21 protein-coding genes are annotated in these 23445 nt (G+C 61.1%); 14 read left to right on the top strand and 7 right to left on the bottom strand.

Going from position 1 to position 23445, the window contains the following annotated elements:
* Positions 1-121: 121 nt before the first annotated feature.
* From OKC42_RS15740 to torC, 4 genes are all read right to left on the bottom strand, one after another.
* Positions 122-490, bottom strand: coding sequence for a hypothetical protein (locus tag OKC42_RS15740; protein WP_005358420.1), 369 nt, complete (start codon positions 488-490; stop codon positions 122-124).
* A 7-nt stretch (positions 491-497) separates the two neighbouring features.
* Entirely contained in the window at positions 498-1166 is a 669-nt protein-coding gene (torD, locus tag OKC42_RS15735; RefSeq protein WP_270820214.1) for a molecular chaperone TorD, read from the bottom strand.
* 99 nt (positions 1167-1265) lie between these two features.
* Positions 1266-3758, bottom strand: a complete 2493-nt coding sequence (torA, locus tag OKC42_RS15730; protein ID WP_151286973.1) for a trimethylamine-N-oxide reductase TorA — start codon at positions 3756-3758, stop codon at positions 1266-1268.
* Positions 3759-3785: 27 nt separating this feature from the next.
* Positions 3786-4952, bottom strand: a complete 1167-nt coding sequence (gene torC, locus OKC42_RS15725) for a pentaheme c-type cytochrome TorC (RefSeq protein ID WP_270820212.1) — start codon at positions 4950-4952, stop codon at positions 3786-3788.
* Between the two features lie 145 nt (positions 4953-5097).
* Between torC and torR the strand changes: the two genes are divergently transcribed.
* The gene (gene torR, locus OKC42_RS15720; RefSeq protein ID WP_270820211.1) at positions 5098-5811 is read left to right on the top strand and encodes a two-component system response regulator TorR; all 714 of its coding nucleotides are present in this window, start codon (positions 5098-5100) and stop codon (positions 5809-5811) included.
* 36 nt (positions 5812-5847) lie between these two features.
* On the opposite strand, the gene OKC42_RS15715 is transcribed toward torR, so the two are convergent.
* A complete protein-coding gene (locus OKC42_RS15715; RefSeq protein WP_270820210.1) occupies positions 5848-6252 on the bottom strand; it encodes a GFA family protein in 405 nt (134 codons plus the stop codon).
* A gap of 37 nt (positions 6253-6289) precedes the next feature.
* Complete coding sequence (gene torT, locus OKC42_RS15710; RefSeq protein ID WP_100654436.1) at positions 6290-7336, bottom strand: TMAO reductase system periplasmic protein TorT; 1047 nt, start codon at positions 7334-7336, stop codon at positions 6290-6292.
* A gap of 70 nt (positions 7337-7406) precedes the next feature.
* Here torT and torS point away from each other — a divergent pair, with 70 nt between their 5' ends.
* Positions 7407-10232 carry a TMAO reductase system sensor histidine kinase/response regulator TorS gene (gene torS / locus OKC42_RS15705; RefSeq protein ID WP_270820208.1) on the top strand — a complete coding sequence of 942 codons (2826 nt, stop codon included), beginning with the start codon at positions 7407-7409 and terminating at the stop codon, positions 10230-10232.
* Between the two features lie 48 nt (positions 10233-10280).
* Here the strand turns inward: torS and OKC42_RS15700 are convergent, their stop codons facing one another.
* Positions 10281-10565: a hypothetical protein gene (locus OKC42_RS15700; RefSeq protein WP_270820206.1), complete on the bottom strand. Its 285-nt coding sequence runs from the start codon at positions 10563-10565 to the stop codon at positions 10281-10283.
* A 324-nt stretch (positions 10566-10889) separates the two neighbouring features.
* Between OKC42_RS15700 and glyA the strand changes: the two genes are divergently transcribed.
* From glyA to OKC42_RS15640, 12 genes are all read left to right on the top strand, one after another.
* The gene (gene glyA / locus OKC42_RS15695; RefSeq protein WP_005338884.1) at positions 10890-12143 is read left to right on the top strand and encodes a serine hydroxymethyltransferase; all 1254 of its coding nucleotides are present in this window, start codon (positions 10890-10892) and stop codon (positions 12141-12143) included.
* A 150-nt stretch (positions 12144-12293) separates the two neighbouring features.
* Positions 12294-12743 (top strand): transcriptional regulator NrdR, encoded by a 450-nt coding sequence (nrdR, locus tag OKC42_RS15690; protein WP_005338880.1) that lies wholly within the window; start codon positions 12294-12296, stop codon positions 12741-12743.
* A 97-nt stretch (positions 12744-12840) separates the two neighbouring features.
* Entirely contained in the window at positions 12841-13950 is a 1110-nt protein-coding gene (gene ribD / locus OKC42_RS15685; RefSeq protein WP_270820205.1) for a bifunctional diaminohydroxyphosphoribosylaminopyrimidine deaminase/5-amino-6-(5-phosphoribosylamino)uracil reductase RibD, read from the top strand.
* A gap of 55 nt (positions 13951-14005) precedes the next feature.
* Positions 14006-14659, top strand: a complete 654-nt coding sequence (locus OKC42_RS15680) for a riboflavin synthase (protein ID WP_110303384.1) — start codon at positions 14006-14008, stop codon at positions 14657-14659.
* A 149-nt stretch (positions 14660-14808) separates the two neighbouring features.
* The gene (gene ribBA, locus OKC42_RS15675; protein WP_108613925.1) at positions 14809-15918 is read left to right on the top strand and encodes a bifunctional 3,4-dihydroxy-2-butanone-4-phosphate synthase/GTP cyclohydrolase II; all 1110 of its coding nucleotides are present in this window, start codon (positions 14809-14811) and stop codon (positions 15916-15918) included.
* Between the two features lie 203 nt (positions 15919-16121).
* On the top strand, positions 16122-16592 hold the full coding sequence (ribH, locus tag OKC42_RS15670; RefSeq protein ID WP_005338866.1) for a 6,7-dimethyl-8-ribityllumazine synthase: 471 nt from the start codon (positions 16122-16124) through the stop codon (positions 16590-16592).
* 14 nt (positions 16593-16606) lie between these two features.
* Positions 16607-17020 (top strand): transcription antitermination factor NusB, encoded by a 414-nt coding sequence (nusB, locus tag OKC42_RS15665; protein ID WP_005343514.1) that lies wholly within the window; start codon positions 16607-16609, stop codon positions 17018-17020.
* 57 nt (positions 17021-17077) lie between these two features.
* Positions 17078-18037 carry a thiamine-phosphate kinase gene (gene thiL / locus OKC42_RS15660; RefSeq protein ID WP_026034998.1) on the top strand — a complete coding sequence of 320 codons (960 nt, stop codon included), beginning with the start codon at positions 17078-17080 and terminating at the stop codon, positions 18035-18037.
* Positions 18034-18528, top strand: a complete 495-nt coding sequence (locus OKC42_RS15655; RefSeq protein ID WP_005349509.1) for a phosphatidylglycerophosphatase A family protein — start codon at positions 18034-18036, stop codon at positions 18526-18528. The genes thiL and OKC42_RS15655 overlap by 4 nt, the downstream gene beginning before the upstream one ends.
* A 487-nt stretch (positions 18529-19015) precedes the next feature.
* Positions 19016-20740 carry a dipeptide ABC transporter ATP-binding protein gene (locus OKC42_RS15650; RefSeq protein ID WP_194496594.1) on the top strand — a complete coding sequence of 575 codons (1725 nt, stop codon included), beginning with the start codon at positions 19016-19018 and terminating at the stop codon, positions 20738-20740.
* A 70-nt stretch (positions 20741-20810) separates the two neighbouring features.
* A complete protein-coding gene (locus OKC42_RS15645) occupies positions 20811-22367 on the top strand; it encodes an ABC transporter substrate-binding protein (RefSeq protein WP_042054176.1) in 1557 nt (518 codons plus the stop codon).
* Positions 22368-22466: 99 nt separating this feature from the next.
* Positions 22467-23441, top strand: coding sequence for an ABC transporter permease (locus tag OKC42_RS15640; RefSeq protein WP_005349514.1), 975 nt, complete (start codon positions 22467-22469; stop codon positions 23439-23441).
* The last annotated feature ends 4 nt before the right edge of the window (positions 23442-23445 follow it).

The following is a 23445-nucleotide window of genomic DNA, read 5'->3' as shown; positions in this document are numbered from 1 at the left end:
GCATCAGTTGTCAGTATGGCACGAACTGTTTGGCCGGGAGTCAAGCGGAGTTATCTGGTTGTTTTGACGGCAAGAATAGGCAGAAAAACCTGATAAAAAGGATGGAAAAAGGGGCGAGAGGTTATCCCTTCTGGCGACCAAACGCCTGAATGCCGCGCACCAGTACCAGCCAGCCGATCAGATGGAAGGGGAGGGCAAGCAGATAGAGCAGCAGGAAGTGCGACTCGCTGCCGCTGCTGTTGATGAAGTCGATCCAGGCGGCCAGCAGCGCCAGCATGCCGGCAATCTGGAAGCGGCGGCGCAACACCACCTCGACGCCGAGATTGGCAAGGTAGAGGGTGAGCAGGATGCCGGCAAATCCGGTGAGCTGGGCGGTGCCGTAGAGCTCGCGATCTGGGTTGAACAGCAGCGCAATCAGGGGAGTAATGCCCTGATCCAGCGGGATCAGGGCCAGCAGCCAGCATGCAATCAGAAGCAGGGCTGTCTTCATCGCGGCCTCAGTCGGCAGACGGTGCCGGTTTGACCAGAGAGAGGTAGTTGGCATCCATCTTGAGGAATACCCCCAGCAGACGGGCAGTGGCGCCGTAGAAGCCAAACCGGTCGGCGGCGCGACAGGCGCTTTCGAACTTGTCAAACCAGCCCAGCAGATGACCGTGCAGCAGCGCTTCCTGCTCGTCGAGCCAGCGTTCCCGCTCGGCCGCGCTCTTGGCTTCCGCCGCGCGGATGATGAGATTGCCCATCAGATCCAGCTCGATGGCCAGATGGTCGGCAGGCTCTTTGTATTTATCGCTGACATTGATACCGAGGCGATCGAGGCGGGCCTGCATCTCGGCCATCGGGGCCTGCATCAGCAGCTTGGCCTCGCCGCGGTAGAGCGATTCGTAGGGCAGGGCGCCCTGTTTGGGATCCACCAGAAACAGACCGGCGAAGTCGGCGGCGAGTTCCAGCTGGCGATCCGGACGCACCAGCAGGCGGGCGATGGCCTCGTTGAGTTCGGCCACGGCTTCGCGCATCGGATCCAGGGTGGAGAGGCTTTTCAGGAAGCTTCGCACATCATAGGTGTCATATTCGGCGATCTGCTCATCACTGAGTTCGGCGGCGAACAGGGTGGAGAACCACCAGTAGAGTTCGGCCCGGCGTTCGCTGGTAGCCATAAATTCCTGCATTTTTCCTCCGTGGATGGCAATCGGGAGCCTTGATGGCTCCCGATTCTAACGACTTTAAAAATAAAGGAAACTCAAGGGGGCGCTTTCGTCCCCCTGGGGTCAGAGTGCCGGGAACATGGGGTCGATGCCCTTGGCCGATTCCGGCGCGCCGAAGGCAGTGACGGCGGGCGCCTGTCCGCGGAACTTCTCGATCTCCACCAGCGCGGTATGGGCCGTGGTGGCCTGCGCCAGGCTGGAGGAGCCGATGTCGGCGGTCAGCACGTTGGGATCGCCGTAGGTACAGAGCGTACCCACCTTGCCGCCCTCTTGCGGGCCATACCAGGCTCCTTCCTGAATGCGCACCACGCCGGGGGCGTAGTCATCGCTCACCACCAGCCCGGCCAATACCTGACCGCGACCGTTGAACACCCGCACCAGATCGCCGTCCTTGAGGCCGCGGGATTTGGCATCCTGCGGATTCATATAGACAGGCTCGCGACCCTGCACCGTGTAGGTGGCGCGGTAGTTGTCGGAGGAGCAGAGCTGGCTGTGCAGCCGCTTGTCCGGGTGGCAGGATTGCAGGTGCAGCGGGTACTGTTTGCTGCCCGGCCCGCCGTGGGAGCGCTCGTAGGGCTCGATCCAGACCGGATGGCCCGGGCAATCCCCGTAGCCGTAGTCGGCGATGGTCTTGGAGTAGATCTCGATAAGGCCAGACGGGGTACCGAGGGGTTCCAGATCCGGCTCCTGACGGAACGACTCGTGGCGCACCCAGGGTTGGCCCGCCGGGAAGGTGACGAAGCCCTCGCCGTGCCAGAACTGGCTGAAACGGGGCAGACGAATGCCGATGCCGCGACCCTGCAGGCGGGCGTCGTCATAGATGCTCTGGATCCACTCCAGCTTGCTCTTGCCACCGGTGAACTCGGCCTCGCGACCGAAGCGACGGCAGAGATCGGCGAAGATGTCGTAGTCATCGCGCGCCTCGAACAGCGGCTCTACCACCTTGTACATGGCCAGAATGCCCGCGTTGGAGTGGGAGCCCCACTGCTCGATGTCATCGCGCTCATAAGTGGTGGTGGCGGGCAGCACGATATCGGCGAAGCGGCAGCTGGCGGTCCACTGGTGATCGATGCTGACCACGGTTTCCAGCTTGCGCCAGGCGGCGACCATCTTGTTGCGATCCTGCTGGTGGTGGAACGGGTTGTTGCCGCAGAACACCGCCATCTTCATGTGGGGGTAGGTGATGGTCTGGCCGTTGAAGGCGATCTGCTTGCCCGGATTGAGGATGCAGTCGACGAAACGGGCCACCGGAATGAATTTGGAGTAGCCCTTCCAGTCGCCGTCATGGAGCGGCTTGACCCCGGGAATGACCGAGCTGAAACCGGACATGATGGGGCCGCTGGAGGTGATGGTGCCCGCCCCGTTGTAGTGCCAGCCAAAGCCGTAACCGCCCCCCGGCAGGCCGATCTGGCCAATCATCGAGGCCAGAACCACCAGCATCCAGGCGTACTGCTCGCCGTGGTGCATGCGTTGCACGCACCAGCCGCCGATAAGCTGGGTGCGGCCGCTGCTCATGGTGCGGGCCAGCTCGCGGATGGTCTCTGCAGGGACGCCACAGATGGCGGCGGCCCACTCGGCGTCCTTCACCTGACCATCGCTGGTGCCCAGCAGGTAGGGCAGGAACTTGTCAAAGCCGGTGGTGTAGTTCTTCAGGAACGCCTCGTCATGGCGCTTCTCGCTGTAGAGGGTGTGGGCGATGCCCAGCATCAGCGGTACGTCGGTCTGCGGATTCAGGGTCACCTGATCGCAATTGAGGTACTTCTGGGTCTTGGATTTGACCGGGTCGACACTGATCACCCGGATCTCGCCTTTGGCCACCTTCTCTTTCAGCTGTGCCCAGTAGTCGTAGACGCTGTGATCCGGCACCAGCCAGCCCACCTGCAGGTTCTTGATGGGATCGGAGCCCCAGATAACGATGGTTTTGCTGTGCTCCAGCACCAGCGGCCAGGAGGTCTGCTGTTCATACACCTCCATGGCGCCCGCCACGTGGGGCAGGATCACTTGGGCGGCACCGGTGGAGTAGTCACCGGCCTTGGCCAGATAGGTGCCGTGCAGGTTCATGGCGCGCCCCAGCATGGCACCTGCGGAGTGCAGCTTGCCCACCGACTGCCAGCCGGAGTGGCCGGCATAGAGGGCGCTCGGGCCATAGGTCTTCTGCACCCGTTCCAGCTCGTGATAGAAGAAGTCCAGCGCCTGGGACCAGGTGACCCGCACGAAGCGGTTTTGGCCGCGTTCGCTTGTGTCGGACTGGTGCCCCTTGCGCAGCCAGTCCAGCCGCACCATGGGGTAGCGGATGCGGGAGGGGTTGTAGACCACTTCACTCAAGGCTTTGAGCATGTCTGTGGGGTGCTTGTCGTGCTCGAACGGCAGGGTCTCGACCCAGCGCCCATCGACCACCCGGGCACGGAAGGCGCCCCAGTGGGAGCCGGACTGCACCAGCTTGTCGCCAGACTCGGCGGCCATCACGGCGCGACCGAGCAGGGAGGGGCCGATCAGGGCAGAGGCACCGCTGGCCAGCAAGCCACCCAGAAAACCACGACGGGAAATATTGATCATCTTGTTATTCCTCTTTCGAATCCGGACTTAGTGGCTGCCCTGACCACCGGTATCGGCGGCATGGTTTTGCAGGTATTTGAGCAGGGTGCGCTCCTCTTCCTTGCTCAGGCGATAGTAGGCAGACATCGCCTTGAGTCCCGAAATCCAGCCGTTGGCAGTGAAGTGAGCGGGATCCGGCGCGCCGTGGCAGGAGTTGCAGGTGGATTTGTACATCTCGCCGGCGTAATCCCAGATCGGCTTGAGCGAGGGCTCAAAGCCCTTGCCATCGACCCAGGCCTGCACCTGAACCTGCTCCCACTTGATATGGGTGGCGCTGTCGGTCTCCTGTTTGAGCACTTTCTCGCTCGCTTTCAGTTCATCACGGATGGTGGCGACGAAGACCCGCTTGCCCATGTATTCGCTCAGCACCCGGCCCTTGCCATCGCTCTCGCGCCACCCTTCGATGGTCACCTTGAGGCGATCGCCGCTGCGGTCCACCACGTCGATGCGGGAGGCAGGCAGCAGTTTGCCGACCGGGTCGGTGCTCTGCTCGCTGGCGTAGAGATCTTTTTCACCCAAGTTGTAGAGGGTCTCGGCGGCTGGCGCCTCTTGCGCGTCGTTGACCAGGGTGGCGTAAGTGGCCCGGAAGCCCCCCGCCATGTTGGGGAGTTCGTGGGCGATGCCCTTGTGGCACTCGATGCAGTTCATGTTCTTCGCCGCCGCGTCTTTCATCGCCAGCGCGGCCGCCGGGGACTGCTTGGCGTGATCCATGTTGTCGTAGCTGTGGCAGGACTTGCAGGTCTTGGAGTTCTGGCTGCTCATCCGTGCCCACACCTTCTCGGCCAAATGCAGGCGCCGGTCCTCGAACTTCTCCTGGGTGTCGATGCTGTGGCCTATGTACTCCTGATAGAGGTCGTTGGCCGCCTCCATCTTGCGGGCCACCTTGCCGACAAAGTCCTTCGGCTGGTGACAGTCGGTACAGACCGCCTGTACCCCTGAGGCATTCTTGAAGTGGATGGACTCCTTGTACTCCGGATAGACGGTGTCTTTCATGGAGTGGCAGGAGATACAGAATTCGAGGCTGCTGGTTTTCTCAAAGCCGTAGTGCAGGCCGACGGTGCCAGCCAGGGTGACGCCGACGCCCACCAGAAGCAGCGCCAGTACCGACCAGCGACGGCTGGGGGTGCGCAGGAAGTGCCACAGTTTTTTCATCATGCTCTCTCACATCACTTTTTTGATGGGAGCCATGATAGGGAGGCGTTGTGAACAGGGCTGCCGCCACAAATTAATGAAATAGGGGTATTTATGACAAAATGTGAATAGAATAATCCTCCCTTGTCGACCATCGTGAACCCTGCCCATGAGCTACCACATTCTGGTTGTTGAAGATGATGCGGTTACCCGCGAGAAGCTGACCGGCTATTTCGAGCGGGAGGGCTATCGGGTGACGGCGGTCGAAAACGGCCTGGAGATGCGCGCCGTGCTGGCAGAGCAGCCGGTCGATCTGGTGATGCTGGATATCAATCAGCCGGGGGAAGATGGTCTGCTGTTGACCCGTGAACTGCGGGCGCGCAGCACGGTGGGGATCATTCTGGTCACTGGCCGCAGTGATGCGGTAGACCGGATTGTCGGCCTCGAGATGGGGGCCGACGACTATGTCACCAAGCCGTTCGAGCTCAGGGAACTGCTGGTGCGGGTCAAGAATCTGCTGTGGCGGATCTCGCTGGCGGCCGCCGCGCCGAGCGAGCCTGCGGTGGCTGACGATGCGGTGCGCTTTGGCCCCTGGCGTTTTGATATTCCCCGCCGCCAGCTCAGCAAGGACGGAGTGCCGGTGCGTCTGACCAAGGCCGAATATGAAGTGCTGGTGGCCTTTGTCGCCCATGCCGGGCGGGTGCTCAGTCGGGAGCGGATCCTGACCCTTATCAGCCATCGCGGCGATGGCCCGAGCGATCGCACCATAGACGTGTTGATCCGGCGGCTGCGCGGCAAGATGGAAGCGGATCCGCGGGATCCCCAGCTGTTTGTCACCGTCCATGGTGAAGGCTATCTGTTTGCCGGCGAGATAGCCTCCTGACCCCTTTGCGGCGGCCTTGACCTGTTTGACCGGGTATCAGACCGGCGGGCGGGTATCAAATTGCGGGCAGTCGTCGCCAATCTGGTGCCAGGGCGCCTTGGATCCGACGAAGATGTGAAATGCGGGTCGCTGGCTCGGCACATTATCCAGTACCCCGAGGCGCAGGTTGATCTTGCCGCTGCTGCTCTTCTGGCTGAACAGGCTGGAGCCGCAGTGACGACAGAAGGCCAGGGTGGTCTCTGCCGATTTGCGGTAGCGGCTGATGGCCTCTTCCCCCTTCACAATGGTGACCTTGTTGCCATCCAGTCCGCCGACCGAGGCGTAATCTCCCCCTGAAAACTTGCGGCATTCGCTGCAGTGGCAGTTCCCCATATAGTCGAACTGATCCGGCAGGGTCAGGGCAACGGCGCCGCACAGGCAGCTGGCATGTAACTCTTTCATCTCTTCTCCTTGAGTGTGTTAATCGGATTTGGAACGGCTATTCGACCCGATAGACGGGACGAAAAGCGCCATCCGAGAGGGAATCGGCGGGGTCTGCCAGCGGTGCAGACAGCGTCAGAATGGGTGGCCCCATCACCCGCGGGCACTGCTCGGCACTGGCATCAGGGTGTTGCAGCAGGCAGACCGCCTGAGCGACCGCAAGGCGCCCCTGCAGCCGCATCTGATCGCTGTTGGCGGCCAGGACCTTGCCTCGGCGCAGGCCACGCTGTACCCCGTGGCTGAAGTAGGTGCTCAGCACCTGGGGCCGGTCGAGATGGCGCTGCGCCAGCTCGTTGACCGCCACTTCGGCGGCGATGGCACCGCCCACCAGATAGTCGAGGTCGGGATAGCGGGCCAGCGTCTGCTGCACCAGGGTGCGCTGGATTTCCCGGCTGTTGTCGCCGCGCTCGGTGGTGACTAGCTTGATGGCGCTCCCCTTGATGGCGTCGGCAAAGCCCGGCTCGACGAAGTTGTTGCCGCCGCTTGCCTGCGGGCCGGGGAAGAGGGCGACCGAGACCGGCTTGCTGCCGGCGGGGTGGCGCTGCGCCAGCCAGTGGCCAATCTGCCAGCCCATCTGGTACCAGGAGACCCCCACCTTCGCCTGCACCAGACCGCTGGGCAGATCGTTGACCAGCCCAAAGACCGGCAGCGGCGTGACCTTGATGGCCTCGCGCAAGCCCTGATAGCTCACCGCGCCGAGCAAGATGGCGTCGCTCCCTTCCTGCACGCAGCGCTGCAACTGCTGGCGCTGCTCGACGAGGGCGCCATAGCCCCCCGCTTCGTGGATCTGCAACTTGACTCCCAGCCGCTTCGCTTCGTCCACCATGCCCTGATTGACCGAAAGCCAGTAGGCGTCGCGCAGATGGGGGTAGAGGGCACAGAGGGTCAGCGGTTTGGTTGCCGCTGCGGGTTCCTGCCACTGCTGGCGCAGCGGCTGGCCGCTGAATTCGCCGCCGGGCCAGATATCGACCGCAAAGGCGAGGGCGGCGCGGGGAAGCATTAGCAACCACACCAGCAACAACGGGGAGAGATAGACGCTTCGCATGGTCAGGGGTTTTGTTAAAGTGTTGGGCCATATTATCCGGTCAAAGCCGACCACAACCAAGGGACTTCCCGTGAGAATCTTTTCCGGCCTGGGTGGCAAGTTGCTGCTGGCCTTCTCCTTGATGGCATTACTCACACTGAGTGCCTCCCTGCTGGGTTGGGTGGGGCTTAGCCATCTGCGCCAGCTGGAGCAAGGGGTGCAGCAGACGCTGGCCGATCAGGAGCTGGCCCGCACGCTCTCTCGCCTCAGCGGCGAGATCCAGAGCGCGTCCCGGCTGCTGGCCACCGCAACCAGCGAGCAGGAGCGGGAGCATCAGGGGCGCTTGCTCACTCTGCAGGGGCAACAGTTGCAGCAGGTACTGGTGCAACTCGGCCGTGGGCAGGGTTCAACAAGCCTCGATCAGCTCAGTCAGAGCATCATCGGCAATCTGGGTCAGCAGGGCTGGCTGGTGGGGGAGCGCCTGACCTTGATGGCGCAGGGGGAGGCGCAGCGGGCCCGTCTGGTGGCGGCAGCCGGGCAGATTGCCGAGCTGGCGCGTAGCCAGATGGAGAACGCCGAAACCGTGATGGTGGCGGGGTTGGGTTCCCTCTACCAACAGCAAGGTGCGCAGGCGGCCCGGACGCTGGATCGCTTGCTGGAGCAGGATCTCGACTGGCTGGAGCAGATGACCGAGCTGCGCCATCGCACCCTGATGCAGCAGCAGCGCATCGAGGAGATGTGGCGCAGTGAACGGCAGGAACAGTTGCAAACGCTATTGCAAGAGGGGCAGCGGGAGCTGGCCATCTTGCAACTGCGGGCCGGAGCGGTGACCGACCCGGCCCGCCGGCAGGCGGTGGAGCAGGCGCTGACCGTGCTGGCGCAGAGCGACAAGCTGGTACAACTGCGCAGCGACTGGCTCGGCAAGGGGGAGGCGCTGCGGGTGCTGGCCAATGCCAATGAGGCCCTGATGAGCAGCCTCAACCAGCAGGTCGGTGAGCTGGTCAGCCGTGCCCGCGATTCGCTGGGGCAGAGCCAGCTGGCGCTAAGCCAGCGCCTCAGGCTGCTGGAGCAGGCGTTGATGGCCATTGGCCTGCTCACCCTGTTACTGCTGATGCTGTTGATGTGGCGCATGGTCTACGGCCGGATCGTCTGGCCGCTGCAACGGGCGGTGGCGGGGATGAGCCGGTTGGCGCGCGGGGATCTGGCCCCTCTTGAGCCGATCGCCAGTACCGGGCGCGATGAGCTGGCGGAGCTGGGGCGGGCCTTGCAGGTGTTTCGTGACAATGCGGTTGAGCTGGGCCGCTATCAGCGCGAGCTGGAGTCGCGGGTCGAGGAGCGCACCGGCCAGCTCAGCCACGCCAACGAGCGGCTCAATGAGGAGGTGGAGAAGCAGCGGCAGGCCCGCGCCGAGGCCGAGCAGGCCAACCGCGCCAAGTCGGTGTTTCTCGCCACCATGAGCCACGAGATCCGAACCCCCATGAACGGCATTCTGGGTGGCCTGACGCTGCTGGAAGATACCCACCTGAGCGATACCCAGCAGCGCTATCTGGCCGCCATCGAGCACAGCGGCGAATCCCTGCTGGAGATCCTCAACGACATTCTCGACTACTCCAAGATAGAAGCGGGCCATGTGGAGGCGCGCCGCGAGCCCTTCCCCCTGTTCCAGCTGGTGGATGAACTCAGCGCGTTGTTCCGGCCAAAGGCTGCGGCCAAGGGGGTCACCCTGGCGCTGGAATATGCACCCGAGCTGGCGCCTGTGGTCGAGGGGGATCTGGGCAAGCTGCGGCAGGTGCTCGGCAACTTGCTCGGCAATGCGGTCAAGTTTACCGCCCGTGGCCAGATTACCCTGACGGTGGCGCCTCTTGCCTGCCAAGGTCCTTGCGCCGAGCCCTGCATCCGGTTTGTGGTGCGCGATACCGGCCCCGGCATTCCGGCCGATGAGCAGGAGGCGGTGTTCGAGGCGTTTCGCCAGCGCAAGCGCGATATAGGCCATCAGGGCGGCACCGGGTTGGGACTGGCGATCAGCCGCAAGCTGGTGGCCGCCATGGGGGGCGAGCTGATCCTTGCCAGCGAACCGGGCAAGGGGTGTGAATTCAGCTTCAGCCTGCCCTTGCAACGCTCGAGTGCTCAGCTGCCTGCCGAGGCGCAACCGCTGCACCTTGGCCAGTCCCGCGACATCCTGCTGGTGGAGGATAACGAGATCAACCGGCTGGTGGCGCACGGCATGCTGACCCGCCTCGGCCATCGCGTCACCCTGGCGGAGGATGGTCGCAGCGCGCTGGCGCTGGTGACCGAGCGCCCCTTCGAGCTGGCGCTGCTCGATATCAATCTGCCCGATATGGACGGCATGACCCTGCGCGAGGATCTGGCCGCCATCAGCGAGGAGATGCATGAGCGGCCGCTGCCCGCCATCGCCATCTCGGCCCAGATGTATCCGGAGGATATCCGCCACTGCCTTGCCGCCGGGTTTGTCGATTTTGTCGGCAAGCCGGTGCGGCTGGCGGTGCTGGCGAACGCCATAGATCAACTATTTCGGCAAGAAGGGGCCTCTATCGAGCCACAGGTGCAGTTATCAGTAGCCGTGCCCCCAACTAACCACCCCGAGTGGGCCAATCCGGTGCTGGATGCCGATCTGCCCCTGCTCGGCATGGCGCGGATCCGTCAGCTGGTCGCGCTGTTTGAGTCGCAAGGGCGGGTGTTGGTGGATAAGTTGGCTCAGGGTGAGGGAAGTGAGCAACGTCAGCTGGCGCACAAGCTCAAGGGGAGTGCGCTGGCGCTTGGGTTGACCGAATTTGCCAGCCACTGTGCGGCTCTTGAGGCGGGAGGCGGGGAGCCTGCGGCAATCGGCGGGCAATTTGACGCGGCGGTGAGCGGGTTGCAGCAGTGGCTGGCGGCCAACAGGGATGCGCCGTTCTGATCCCAGCTGGCGATGCACAACGTTCAGAGGGGGCCAGCCCCTGCGCCGTTATTCGCTCTCCCGAAATAGCACCTGCTTGCACTTGGCACAGACCCATTCCCGGCGAAAATCGGTCAGGTGCACCATGCCCACTTCCAGCAACTCGTGGTGGCCGCAGTGATAACAGAAGATGATGTCGCCATCGACTGATTCAGGGTGGGCCGCCAGATATTCGGCTTTGGTGGGGAGCTGCTCCCACGAGGTGGTGGGGACATGTTTGCGTTGGCTGGTGTAGTAGACCCAGTAGAACAGAAAAAAGACAGCCAGGATCACGAATGTCAGCAGATGGTCCATCTTGAACTCCTCCGGTTAGGTGCAGCCCCTCGGATGCATGGCTGCAATCAGCTCCATCATCATTAAATTTGTTTCGAATGAATATGTTACTGGATGTATAAAGAGGGCGTTGTGATCCCCTTCGGGTTTTGCCCGCCCGCCACGGGATGAAAAATGTGCCGTTTGGCGGAGGGGCCAGGGTATTGAACGGGGAGGGGATCTTGCTTTTTACAACATAAATTCAACATTTTTTTAGGTGGTTGGACTGTCTCTTTGATCCAGCTCACGTTACAATGCCCGCGCCCACTTCACCTAACGCGCAAACGATTTTCAGGAGAGAAACGGATGTTGAAACGTGACATGACCATCGCCAATTATGATCCGCAATTGTGGCAGGCCATCACAGACGAAACCCGTCGTCAGGAAGAGCATATCGAGCTGATTGCGTCTGAGAACTACACCAGCCCCCGTGTCATGGAAGCCCAGGGCTCCCAGCTGACCAACAAGTACGCTGAAGGTTACCCCTCCAAGCGTTACTACGGTGGTTGCGAGTATGTGGATGTGGTCGAAACCCTGGCCATCGAGCGCGCCAAAGAGCTGTTCGGTGCCACTTACGCCAACGTGCAGCCGCACTCCGGCTCTCAGGCCAACAGCGCCGTTTATATGGCTCTGCTGCAGCCGGGCGACACCGTACTGGGCATGAACCTGGCCCACGGCGGTCACCTGACCCACGGCTCCCCGGTCAACTTCTCCGGCAAGCTTTACAACATCGTGCCTTACGGTATCGATGAGTCCGGCAAGATCGACTACGACGACATGGAACGTCAGGCTGTCGAGCACAAGCCGAAGATGATGATCGGTGGCTTCTCTGCCTACTCCGGCATCGTTGACTGGGCCCGCATGCGCGAAATCGCCGACAAGGTCGGTGCCTACCTGTTCGTCGACATGGCTCACGTGGCTGGTCTGATTGCCGCTGGCGTCTACCCGAACCCGGTTCCCCACGCTCACGTGGTCACCTCCACCACCCACAAGACCCTGGCCGGTCCGCGCGGTGGTCTGATCCTCTCCGCTGCTGACGACGAGGAGCTCTACAAGAAGCTCAACTCTGCCGTCTTCCCGGGTGGCCAGGGTGGCCCGCTGATGCACGTCATCGCCGGTAAAGCCGTTGCCTTCAAAGAGGCGCTGGAGCCGGAGTTCAAGACCTATCAGGCTCAGGTCGTGAAAAACGCCAAGGCGATGGCCGCCACCTTTATCGAGCGCGGTTACAAGATCGTCTCCGGCGGTACCGACAACCACCTGATGCTGGTTGATCTGATCGGCCGCGAGCTGACCGGTAAGGACGCTGACGCTGCGTTGGGCAAAGCCAACATCACCGTCAACAAGAACTCCGTGCCCAACGACCCGCGCTCCCCGTTCGTCACCTCCGGTGTGCGGATCGGTACCCCGGCCATCACCCGCCGCGGTTTCAAGGAAGCAGAGTCCATCGAGCTGACCCACTGGATCTGCGACGTACTGGACAACCACGACAACGATGCCGTGCTGGCCACAGTGCGTGAGAAGGTGCTGGATATCTGCCGCCGCTTCCCGGTTTATGGCTGATAAGTCAGACCATCCGGTTTGAGACCAATGCCACCTGCGGGTGGCATTGTTTTTTCTGGCTTTTACCGGTTTTGGATGGCCGTGCTACACTGGCCGACCTAGATCCTGGCCCGCCGGGCCGGTCCCTGTTCCATTAACGCCGGAGGTCCGATGCATTGCCCATTCTGTAGTGCGGTTGATACCAAGGTGATCGATTCCCGTCTGGTGGCAGAAGGCCATCAGGTGCGCCGCCGTCGTGAGTGTCTGCTCTGTCACGAGCGTTTTACCACCTTCGAGATGGCCGAGCTGGTGATGCCCCGCGTCATCAAGTCCAACGGCTCCCGCGAGCCGTTCAATGAAGACAAGCTGCGTGCCGGCATCCTGCGGGCGCTGGAGAAGCGGCCGGTGAGCATGGAGGCCATCGAAAAGGCGGTTAACCATATCAAATCCCGTCTGCGTGCCACCGGCGAGCGTGAAGTCGCCTCCGAGTTGGTGGGCAATCTGGTGATGGATGAGCTCAAGAGTCTGGACAAGGTGGCCTATATCCGCTTTGCCTCCGTCTATCGCAGCTTCGAAGATATTCGCGAGTTCGGCGAAGAGATCGCCAAGCTGGAGAAGTAAACCGCCATTCTTACCCATGTTGCCGCGTCCGATTACGCTGCGCTAATCGAACCTACGATACTGCGTAAAGCCGAGATGTGTTGTCAAAGGAGCCCGAATGTTTAGTCAAGATGATTACCAATGGATGAGTCGGGCCCTCGAACTGGCCCGCCGCGGCCGCTACACCACGGCCCCCAACCCCTGCGTCGGCGCCGTGCTGGTCAAGGATGGCGTGGTAGTTGGCGAAGGGTGGCATCAGAAAGCGGGCGAACCCCATGCTGAGGTCTACGCCCTGCGCGCCGCCGGTGACAACGCCCGCGGCGCCACCGCCTATGTGACCCTCGAACCCTGCTCCCACCACGGTCGTACTCCCCCCTGCGCCGAAGCGCTGATCAACGCCGGTGTGGCCCGGGTGGTGGCGGCTATGGTCGATCCCAATCCCCAGGTGGGCGGGCGCGGCCTGCGGATGCTCTCCGAAGCGGGGATCAAGACCGATTTCGGCCTGCTGGCGAGTGAAGCCGAAGCGCTCAACCCGGGCTTTTTCAAGCGGATGCGTACCGCCTTCCCGCGGGTGACCGTCAAGCTGGGGGCCAGCCTCGATGGCCGCACCGCCATGGCGAGCGGCGAGAGCCAGTGGATCACCTCCCCGGATGCGCGCCGTGACGTGCAACGGCTGCGGGCCCGCCACGATGCGGTGCTCTCCAGCTCCGAAACCGTGCTGGCCGATGGCGCTTCCCTGACCGTGCGCTGGGACGAGCTGCCCCCCTCGGTCAAGGCGAGTTATCCCAAAGAGACCCTGCGCCAGCCGCTGCGGGTTATCGTCGATTCGCAAAACCGCCTCACACCCGACTTGCCTCTGTTCCAGAGCGAGAGCCCGGTGCTGCTGGCCCGTCACAAGGCGTCCGGCGAGTGGCCCGAGCGGGTGCAGCAGCTGGAGCTGCCACTGCTGGATGGCAAGCTGGATCTGGTCAGCCTCTTCATGCTGCTGGCCAAGCAGAACGTCAACTCGGTGCTGGTCGAGGCGGGCCCGCGGCTCTGCGGCGCTCTGCTGGAAAAAGGGCTGGTGGATGAGCTGGTGCTCTATCAGGCACCCAAACTGATGGGTGACGAAGGGCGCGGCCTGTTCCATCTGCCGGGTCTGACCCGGCTGTTCCAGGCCCCCAAGCTCGCCATCAAGGATGTGCGCATGGTCGGCCAAGATATTCGCATTACCGCCAAAATAGCCTGATTTATCAATGTTCAAGGGGGCATAATCAGCCCCCGTCATCAGCAAGGTGATCTGCATGTTTACCGGAATTATCGAAGCGGTGGGAACCCTGGCCGAACTGCGCCGTCAGGGCGACGACATGGCCCTCACCGTCCACGCCCTGGGTCTGGATTTTAGCGACGTCAAGCTGGGCGACTCCATTGCCACCAACGGCGTCTGTCTCACGGTTGTAGCGCTGGGCGACAAGAGCTATACCGCCGATGTGTCGCTGGAAACCCTGTCGCGCACCGGTTTTGCCGCCGCCAGGGTGGGCGATCGGGTCAACCTCGAGAAGGCACTGATGCCCACCTCCCGCCTCGGCGGCCATCTGGTCTCCGGCCACGTGGATGGGGTAGGGGAGGTGAAAAGCGTCTCCAGCAGCGGCCGCGCCATCGAGTACTGGATCAAGGCGCCGGGGGAACTCTCCCGCTATATCGCCGAGAAAGGCTCCATTGCGGTGGATGGCATCAGCCTCACCGTCAACGCGGTGCAGGGGGACCTGTTTCGCCTGACCATCGTGCCTCATACCGCCCAGGAGACCACCATCGCCAGCTGGAAGCCGGGCCACAAGGTCAACCTCGAGGTGGATCAGATCGCCCGCTATCTGGAGCGGCTGATGATGGGGAAAAGTCAGGAGAGCAGCGCCTCGACCCTGACCATGGAGACGCTGGCCAAGGCCGGTTTTCTCTGACGGTGTGCGCTAAATCTGCCCACCAAAACGATTTTCTGTGATCCCGCTCTGATTGAAATGGAGCCGCTAGCCCCAATCTAGAGCAACATACACACGCATTTGCGTTGAGCCTGCGGGCTCAACCCCCAAGCACACTGATGGAGTAGCCCATGGCGCTGAGCACAACCCAGGAAATCATTGCCGATATCAAGGCTGGCAAGATGGTGATCCTGATGGATGACGAAGACAGGGAGAACGAAGGGGACCTCATCATGGCCGCCTCCTGCGTCCGTCCGGAGGATATCAACTTCATGGCCCGCTACGGCCGTGGCCTCATCTGCCTGACCCTGACCCGGGATCGCTGCAAGCAATTGGCGCTGCCGCTGATGGTGGATCGCAACAATGCCCAGTTCTCCACCGCCTTTACAGTCTCCATCGAGGCGGCAGAAGGGGTGACCACGGGTATCTCCGCCGCCGATCGTGCGGTGACCGTGCAGGCGGCTGTGGCGCCCAATGCCAAGGCTGCCGATCTGGTGCAGCCGGGCCACATCTTCCCGCTGATGGCGCAGGATGGCGGCGTGCTGACCCGTGCCGGCCACACCGAAGCCGGTTGCGATCTGGCCCGTCTGGCCGGTTTCGAGCCTGCCGCCGTCATCGTCGAGATCCTCAACGAAGATGGCACCATGGCGCGCCGTCCTGACCTGGAGATCTTCGCCGAGGAGCACGGCATCAAGCTTGGTACCATCGCCGACCTGATCGAGTACCGCAACCAGCACGAGACCACGGTCGAGAAGGTGGCCGAGTGCAAGCTGCCCACCGAATTTGGCGAGTTTGACCTCATCACCTTCCGTGACACCATCGACAATCAGGTTCACTTCGCCCTGAAAAAGGGTGAGGTACAGGCCGACCAGCCGACCCTGGTGCGCGTTCATCTGCACGATGTGCTGAGCGATCTGCTGTTGACCGACCGTCATGCAGCCCGCAGCTGGCCGCTGCCCAAATCCATGGCCCGCATCGCCGACGAGGGCGGCGTGCTGGTGATTTTGGGGGCGGAATCCCATGGCGCCGAGCTGCTTGCTAGGGTCAAGGGTTTTGAAGCCGCCGACAAGGGACTGGCGCCGGAAGGAGCCAAGTGGCAGGGCACCTCGCGCCGGGTTGGCGTGGGTTCCCAGATCCTCAAGGCCCTTGGCGTGAGCAAGATGCGCCTGTTGAGCTCGCCGAAGAAGTACCATGCCCTCGGTGGTTTCGGTCTGGAAGTGGTTGAGTACGTAGGCGAGTAAAGTTCCACCAGAGAAGTACCATCCCCTTCCGGGCGGTTTCGGTCTGGAAGTCGTGGAATTTACCGGCGAGTAAGCGCGCCGGACTGGTTAAATCGCGATCATGGCCGTCTATTGCGGCCATGGTTTTTGTCGTGGGTCTGTTGTGCTAGAATGTGCGCACTTTTGACTCCGGCCCTTTTGATTGCACAGATACAGGATTTCCAATGAAGGTTATCGAAGGAAATATTGCCGCTCCTGAGGCGCGCGTTGCTATTGTTGTTGCCCGTTTCAACAGCTTCATCAACGACAGTCTGGTGAACGGCGCGGTGGACGTACTGAAGCGTCAAGGTCAAGTGCAGGACAGCAACCTGACACTGGTAAAAGTGCCGGGCGCGGTTGAAATGCCATTGGTCATCAAGAAGCTGGCCAAGAGTGGTCAATACGACGCCATCGTGGCGGTCGGCACTGTCATCCGTGGCGGCACCTACCACTTCGACCTGGTGGCAAACGAGAACAGCAAGGGCATGGCCCAGGTAATGATGGAATATGAAATTCCCGTTGCCTTCGGTGTGCTGACCACTGAAAACATTGAACAAGCCATCGAGCGTGCAGGTACCAAGGCGGGTAACAAGGGTGCAGAGGCTGCACTGGCAGCGCTCGAAATGATCAACGTCCTGAAAGAACTGGACGTGTAACGAGGAGAAGTACATTGAAACCGTCTGAGCGCCGTAAAGCCCGCCATTGCGCCACCCAGGCCATCTACCAGTGGCAGATGACCAAGGCTAACGTGGGTGACATCGAAGAGCAGTTCAAGATCGATCAGGACACCAAGGGTGTAGACCTGAACTATTTCCGCGATCTGCTGTTCGGGGTAGCCCTCCACTGCAGTGAGCTGGACAAGGTGTTTGCACCTTTCCTCTCCCGTCCGCTGGAAGAAGTGGACATGGTGGACAAGGCGATCCTGCGTCTGGCGACCTATGAGCTGACCCGTCGTGATGATGTACCGCCGCGCGTGGTCATCAACGAAGCGATCGAGCTGGCCAAAGCTTTTGCTGCCGATGACAGCCACAAGTTTGTCAACGGTGTACTGGACAAGGTGATCAAGTCGCTGAACAAGCGTTGATCCTGCTGTCCGTCAGCATCTAAGAGAGGAGCCAGCTTATTGCTGGCTTTTTACTGTATGGGTGAATTTGAGCTGATTGATAAGTACTTCAAGGTCCCCCACGCCCGCAAGGACGTGGTGATGGGCCCTGGAGATGACTGTGCCCTGCTGACCCTGCCCCCCGATACCCAGCTGGCGGTGAGCACCGACACTCTGGTGAGCGGCGTACACTTCTTTCCCGACATGGATCCGGTGGATCTCGGCTACAAGGCGCTGGCGGTCAATCTCTCCGATCTCGCCGCCATGGGGGCCGAGCCGCGCTGGGTGTCGCTGGCGCTGACCCTACCTGCCATTAACGAAGGCTGGGTCGCCGGTTTTGCCGAAGGGTTTCTGGAGCTGGCCGAGTACTACAATGTGGCGCTGGTGGGCGGAGACATGACCCGCGGGCCGCTCTCCATCACCATCTCGGTGAAGGGGTCGGTGCCTGCCGGGCGCGCCTTGATGCGCAGCGGCGCCAAGGCGGGTGACGGCATCTATGTGACCGGCACTCTGGGAGATGCCGCGCTGGCGCTCTCCCACCTGCTGGGCAAACGCACTCTCAACGAGAACCAGCTGGCTGCGGTGCTGCCACGGCTCGACCACCCCCATCCCCGCATTCTGGCCGGACAGGCGCTGCGCGGGCTGGCGGGCAGTGCGCTGGATCTCTCCGATGGTCTGGCATCGGATCTCGGCCATATTCTCAAGGCCTCCGGCGTACGGGCCCAGATCGATCTCGATCTGCTGCCGCTCTCGCCGGTGCTGCAGGATGCGGTGAGCGAGCAGGAGGCGTGGCAACTGGCGCTGGCCGGTGGCGATGACTACGAGCTCTGCTTCACCGTACCGGAGGAGCACCGAGGCGCGCTCGATACGGCGCTGGCTCACAGCGGGGTCAAGTTCAGCCGCATCGGCCGCATCGTGGCGGGCGAGCCGGGCATCGACTACCTGCGTGGCGACCAAGCGGTCGAGCTGCAACTGAAAGGGTGGGATCACTTCGCATGAGTTTGTTCAGGATAAAGCCCGAGCTGACACGACTGGATCTGAAAAATCCGCTTCACTTTTTGGCGGTGGGGTTTGGTTCCGGTCTCAGCCCCAAAGCGCCAGGCACCATGGGCACCCTGGCGGCCATTCCGCTCTACCTGCTGGTGAGCGGGCTGCCGACCCACTGGTTTATCGCCTTGCTGGCGGTGGGGTTTGTGGTCGGTATTCGTATCTGTCAGAGCGCCACCGATGCCATCGGTATGCCGGATCACGGCGCCATCGTCTGGGATGAGGTGATCGGGTTTGGCGTCACCATGATCGCCGCGCCAGCCGGTTGGGAGTGGGTGGTGGCGGGCTTCGCGCTGTTCCGGTTGTTTGATGTGCTCAAGCCCTGGCCCATCTCCTGGTTTGATCGCCGGATCCACGGTGGTTTGGGTATCATGCTGGACGATCTTATCGCCGGCCTGTTTGCCCTGTTTTGTATGCAATTACTGGCATTCTGGCTCGGTTAAGAGCCACCTTCCGGGGGATGACCGTTCTGGCATTCCCCGATTTATATCTGCTTAATTTTCATTCATCGGCATATGCTGCCGTTTATCATCCATTTCACATAAATATTCACTACTCATTCGGGGCTGGTGATTGTTTTGGAAATAGTGATAAATGCTGCTTGTTGCGTTGTTGTTGAAATTAAAGTAATGATACCAATAGATGTACGGACGCACCGGCCATTTGTGTGATGAAAATCATCATTTATCTCTGCTGAATTGGTGGTTATCTGCACAAAACATTGCGGAATTGTATAACTCAATCATTTACACCCGTGGTCAAACCGTCTAAGTTACTCGCGGGTTATTCCAAAAAAATGCAAAAAACCCGCCCGGATCGCTGGTTTCGCTGCCTCATGGATTGAGCAAATATTGCCCAAGGTAACAACCGGCATCTGCGGCTGATTTACGGACGAATTATTTGGGACGGATGTCCCCCGCAGAGGTAAACATGTCCTTGCTCGAAGTAAAGAACTTGCGGATCGAGTACCCCTCCCGCTACGGGGTGCTGGCCGCGGTGAAGGATCTCTCTTTCTCTATCGAAAAGGGTGAGATTGTCGGGGTGGTCGGTGAATCCGGCGCCGGCAAGTCCACCATCGGCAACGCCGTTATCGATCTCCTGAGCCCGCCGGGTCGCATCGCCCGTGGCGATATCTATCTCAATGGCGAGCTCATCTCCGGCAAGAGCCAGAACGAGATGCGGGCCATCCGTGGCTCCCGTATCGGGTTCATCTTCCAGGACCCCATGACCTCCCTCAACCCGCTGTTCACCGTTGAGCATCAGCTGGTGGAGACCATTCTGGCCAATACCGACCTCTCTCGCGAAGCCGCTTTTGCCAAGGCATTGGAGCTGATGGGGGCTGTGGGTATTCCGCAGCCGGAGCTGCGCATCAAGCAGTATCCACACCAGTTTTCCGGTGGCATGCGTCAGCGGGTGGTTATCGCCATTGCGCTCTCCTGCGATCCGGAGCTGATCATCGCCGATGAGCCGACCACGGCGCTCGACGTCTCCATTCAGGATCAGATCCTCCAGCTTATCCGCGCCCTATGCAAAGAGCGTCAGGTGGGCTGCATGCTGGTGACCCACGACATGGGCGTGGTCTCCAACGTTACCGACAAGGTGGCAGTGATGTATCGCGGCGATCTGGTGGAGTTCGGCCTGACCGAACAGGTGCTGGGCAGCCCCAATCACCCCTATACCCGCAGCCTCATCTCGGCGGTACCCCGCTCCGATGTGAAGCTGGTGCGTTTCCCGCTGGTCTCCTATATCGAGGATGCCAGTGCGCCGGATACCAATATTGACCTCAAGACCCACTGGCTCGGCCAGAGTCAGGACGAGCGAGCCTATGAAGGGGCGCTGCTGCGGGTGGAGAACGTCGATCTGAAGTTCGTCACCAAGGACTCCATCTTCCCGAGCCGCCGCCAGTATGTACGCGCCTGCAACAACATCAGCTTCGAGATCTTCGAAGGGGAGACCTTCGGTCTGGTGGGGGAGTCGGGCTCCGGTAAATCGACCATTGCCCGCGCCATCACCGGTCTCTATCCGCCTGATACCGGCAAAATCTTCTTTGAGGGGATCGATCTCACCGCCCTCAAGAGCGAGCGCGAGCGTCGCCCGCTGCGTCGCCAGATGCAGATGGTGTTTCAGAACCCCTATTCCTCGATGAACCCGCGGATGAAGGTGTGCGACATCATTGCCGAGCCGATCCGCTTCCATCAGCTGGCGAGCAGCGAGAGCCAGATTGAGGGGATTGTCGGCGATCTGCTGGATCACGTGGGTCTCGGTCGTGGTGCCGGGGTCAAGTATCCCCACGAGTTCTCCGGCGGTCAGCGCCAGCGCATCTCCATTGCACGCGCCCTGGCCACTCGCCCGCGCTTCCTCATCTGCGACGAGCCGACCTCGGCGCTGGATGTGTCGGTGCAGGCCCAGATCCTCAACCTGCTCAAGGATCTGCAGCAGGAGCTCAAGCTCACCATGCTGTTTATCAGCCACGATCTGCCGGTGATCCGCCAGATGTGCGACCGCATCGGGGTGATGCAGCACGGTCATCTGGTGGAGGTGGCCGAGACCGAGAAACTCTTTACCAATGCCGAGCATGAGTACAGCCGCAAGCTGATCTCCCTCATGCCGGAGTTCAAGGGAATGTCCCGCGAGGGGCTGGAAATCGCAAGCTAGGAGAGCGCCGGTGCGCCGGTCTGCTTGTCAAAAAAAGTGTCATAAGAAAGCCAAAAGCATGGAGAACAAGATGAAGAAAGGATTGTCCAAGATTGCCCTGGCGCTGTTTGCCGCCGGTTTCGCCTTCAGTGTCTCAGCCGCTGATATCAAGGTGGGTGTCGCTTCTGACGCCACTTCGCTGGATCCGCAGGAGCAGCTCTCCGGTCAGACCCTGGAGATGTCGCACCTGGTATTCGATCCCCTGATGCGTTACACCCAGGACCTGCAGTTCGAGCCCCGTCTGGCCGAGAAGTTCGAGCGTGTTGATGACAAGACTGTCCGCTTCCACCTGCGCAAAGGGGTCAAGTTCCACTCCGGTAACGACTTCACCGCCGACGACGTGGTGTGGACCGTCAACCGCCTGAAATCCTCCGTCGACTTCAAGGCGATCTTCGATCCCATCAGCGAAGTTAAGAAGGTCGATGACTACACCGTCGATCTGATCACTGCCAAGCCTTTCCCGCTGGTGCTGCAGACCGTCACCTACATCTTCCCGATGGACTCCAAGTTCTACACCGGCAAGACCGAAGCGGGCAAAGACAAGGCCGAGATCGTCAAAAACGGCGACTCCTATGCCTCTACCCACGTCTCCGGTACTGGCCCGTTCACCGTCAAGTTCCGCGAGCAGGGTGTGAAGCTGGATTATGCCCGCAACGCCAACTACTGGGACAAGGCCTCCAAGGGTAACGTTGAGAACCTGACCGTGGTGCCCATCAAGGAAGATGCGACCCGTGTTGCAGCCCTGCTGGGTGGCGACGTGGACATGATCTATCCGGTTGCGCCGAACGATCTGGAGCGCGTGAAGAATGGCAAGGACTCCCAGCTGGTTACCCTGTCCGGTACCCGCGCCATCATCATCGAGCTGAACCAGAACACCAACCCGGCGCTGAAAGACAAGCGTGTACGTCAGGCGATCAACTACGCCATCAACCAGGTGGGTATCGTCGAGAAGATCAACAAGGGCTTCGGTACCCCTGCTGGTCAGCTGAGCCCGAAAGGCTATGCCGGTCACAACGAGGCGCTGGTGCCCCAGTATGACCTGGCCAAGGCCAAGGAGCTGATGAAAGAGGCCGGTTACGAGAAAGGCTTCAAGATGACCTTCATCTCCCCGGCTGCCCGCTACGTCAACGACGTCAAGATTGCCCAGGCTGTCTCCGCCATGCTGGCCAAGATCAACATCAAGGTGGATCTGAAGACCATGCCGGTGGCACAGTACTGGCCCGAGTTTGACAAGTGCGCCGCGGACATGCAGCTGATCGGCTGGCACTCCGACACTGAAGATACCGCGAACTTCTTCGAGTTCCTGACCTTCACCAAGGATGCCAAGACCGGTATGGGTCAGTACAACTGCGCCGGTTACGCCAACGCCGAAGCTGACAAGCTGGTGATGGATGCCAACGCCGAGACCGATCCTGCCAAGCGTGCCGAGATGCTGAAGAAGGTCGAAGCCATGCTGATCGAAGATGCTGCCTACGTGCCGTTGCACTGGGAAGATCTGGCCTATGGCGCCAAGAAGAACGTCGACATCAAGCCGGTGGTCAACGTGATGAACTTCCCTTACCTGGGTGACCTGGTGGTCAGCAAGTAAGAGAACGTCGCAAGGAAGGACGGGGCGGGGTGGTCAGCTGGCCACTCCGCCCACTAACAGAAGCCTGTGCCACGACACAGGCCACGTAGAAGGACAAGCATGTTTACATTCCTGCTGAAACGGTTCTATCAGGCCGTGATAGTGATGTTCGTCATCAGCCTGGTCGCCTTCTCCATCCAGGATAACCTGGGTGACCCGTTGCGCGAGCTGGTGGGACAATCCGTCTCCGAAGCCCAGCGTCACGAGTTGCGCGAGAAGATGGGCCTTAACGATCCCTTCCTCATCAAATACAGCCGCTTTCTGAAAAATGCGGTGCATGGGGATTTGGGTACCTCCTATTTCTTCAAGCGACCCGCTCTCGAGGTGATCCTCGACAAGCTGGTGGCCACCCTTGAGCTGGTGTTTGCTGCCGCGCTTATCATCGTGGTGGTCTCCATTCCACTCGGTGTCTATTCGGCGATCCGCCCGCGTAGCATTCCCACCAAGATCATCATGGCGGGGAGCAGTATCGGCATTTCGATCCCGGTATTTTTGACCGCCATCATGCTGATGTACCTCTTCTCCATCCAGCTGGGCTGGCTGCCAGCCTATGGCCGCGGCGAGACTCGCAACCTGCTGGGCTGGGAGTCGGGCTTCTTCACTTGGGACGGTATCCTGCATCTGATCCTGCCGGCGGTGTCCCTCTCTTCCATCATGCTGCCGCTGTTTATCCGGCTGGTGCGCTCCGAGATGCTGGAGCAGCTCTCCTCCGAGTACGTCAAATTCGCCCGCGCCAAAGGGCTGGATAACAACAAGGTCTACTATCAGCACGCTCTGAAGAACACCATGCTGCCTGTCATTACCGTCGGCGGGGTGCAGATCGGCACCATGGTGGCCTACACCATTCTGACCGAGAGCGTGTTCCAGTGGCCGGGCACCGGCTTCCTGTTCCTCGAGGCGATCCACCGGGTCGATACGCCCCTCATCACCGCCTACGTCATCTTCGTGGGATTGATCTTCGTGGTGACCAATACCCTGGTCGACCTGCTCTACGGGTTGATCAACCCGACCGTTAACCTGACTGCCAAGGGGTAAGCGC

It is taken from the genome of Aeromonas sp. Y311-2, assembly GCF_027706025.1.
GTDB lineage: Bacteria > Pseudomonadota > Gammaproteobacteria > Enterobacterales > Aeromonadaceae > Aeromonas > Aeromonas veronii.
This window is presented reverse-complemented; position numbering and strand designations above follow the sequence as displayed.

Bases quoted from the DNA above. Each gene is read 5' to 3' on its own strand.
- OKC42_RS15645 (WP_042054176.1), top strand. From the start codon at position 20,811: ATGAAGAAAGGATTGTCCAAGATTGCCCTGGCGCTGTTTGCCGCCGGT.
- torT (WP_100654436.1), bottom strand. From the start codon at position 7,336: ATGCGAAGCGTCTATCTCTCCCCGTTGTTGCTGGTGTGGTTGCTAATG.
- OKC42_RS15715 (WP_270820210.1), bottom strand. From the start codon at position 6,252: ATGAAAGAGTTACATGCCAGCTGCCTGTGCGGCGCCGTTGCCCTGACC.
- thiL (WP_026034998.1), top strand. From the start codon at position 17,078: ATGGGTGAATTTGAGCTGATTGATAAGTACTTCAAGGTCCCCCACGCC.
- ribH (WP_005338866.1), top strand. From the start codon at position 16,122: ATGAAGGTTATCGAAGGAAATATTGCCGCTCCTGAGGCGCGCGTTGCT.
- OKC42_RS15680 (WP_110303384.1), top strand. From the start codon at position 14,006: ATGTTTACCGGAATTATCGAAGCGGTGGGAACCCTGGCCGAACTGCGC.
- OKC42_RS15740 (WP_005358420.1), bottom strand. From the start codon at position 490: ATGAAGACAGCCCTGCTTCTGATTGCATGCTGGCTGCTGGCCCTGATC.
- torD (WP_270820214.1), bottom strand. From the start codon at position 1,166: ATGCAGGAATTTATGGCTACCAGCGAACGCCGGGCCGAACTCTACTGG.
- glyA (WP_005338884.1), top strand. From the start codon at position 10,890: ATGTTGAAACGTGACATGACCATCGCCAATTATGATCCGCAATTGTGG.
- ribBA (WP_108613925.1), top strand. From the start codon at position 14,809: ATGGCGCTGAGCACAACCCAGGAAATCATTGCCGATATCAAGGCTGGC.
- OKC42_RS15650 (WP_194496594.1), top strand. From the start codon at position 19,016: ATGTCCTTGCTCGAAGTAAAGAACTTGCGGATCGAGTACCCCTCCCGC.
- torC (WP_270820212.1), bottom strand. From the start codon at position 4,952: ATGATGAAAAAACTGTGGCACTTCCTGCGCACCCCCAGCCGTCGCTGG.
- OKC42_RS15655 (WP_005349509.1), top strand. From the start codon at position 18,034: ATGAGTTTGTTCAGGATAAAGCCCGAGCTGACACGACTGGATCTGAAA.
- torA (WP_151286973.1), bottom strand. From the start codon at position 3,758: ATGATCAATATTTCCCGTCGTGGTTTTCTGGGTGGCTTGCTGGCCAGC.
- torR (WP_270820211.1), top strand. From the start codon at position 5,098: ATGAGCTACCACATTCTGGTTGTTGAAGATGATGCGGTTACCCGCGAG.
- nrdR (WP_005338880.1), top strand. From the start codon at position 12,294: ATGCATTGCCCATTCTGTAGTGCGGTTGATACCAAGGTGATCGATTCC.
- ribD (WP_270820205.1), top strand. From the start codon at position 12,841: ATGTTTAGTCAAGATGATTACCAATGGATGAGTCGGGCCCTCGAACTG.
- OKC42_RS15700 (WP_270820206.1), bottom strand. From the start codon at position 10,565: ATGGACCATCTGCTGACATTCGTGATCCTGGCTGTCTTTTTTCTGTTC.
- OKC42_RS15640 (WP_005349514.1), top strand. From the start codon at position 22,467: ATGTTTACATTCCTGCTGAAACGGTTCTATCAGGCCGTGATAGTGATG.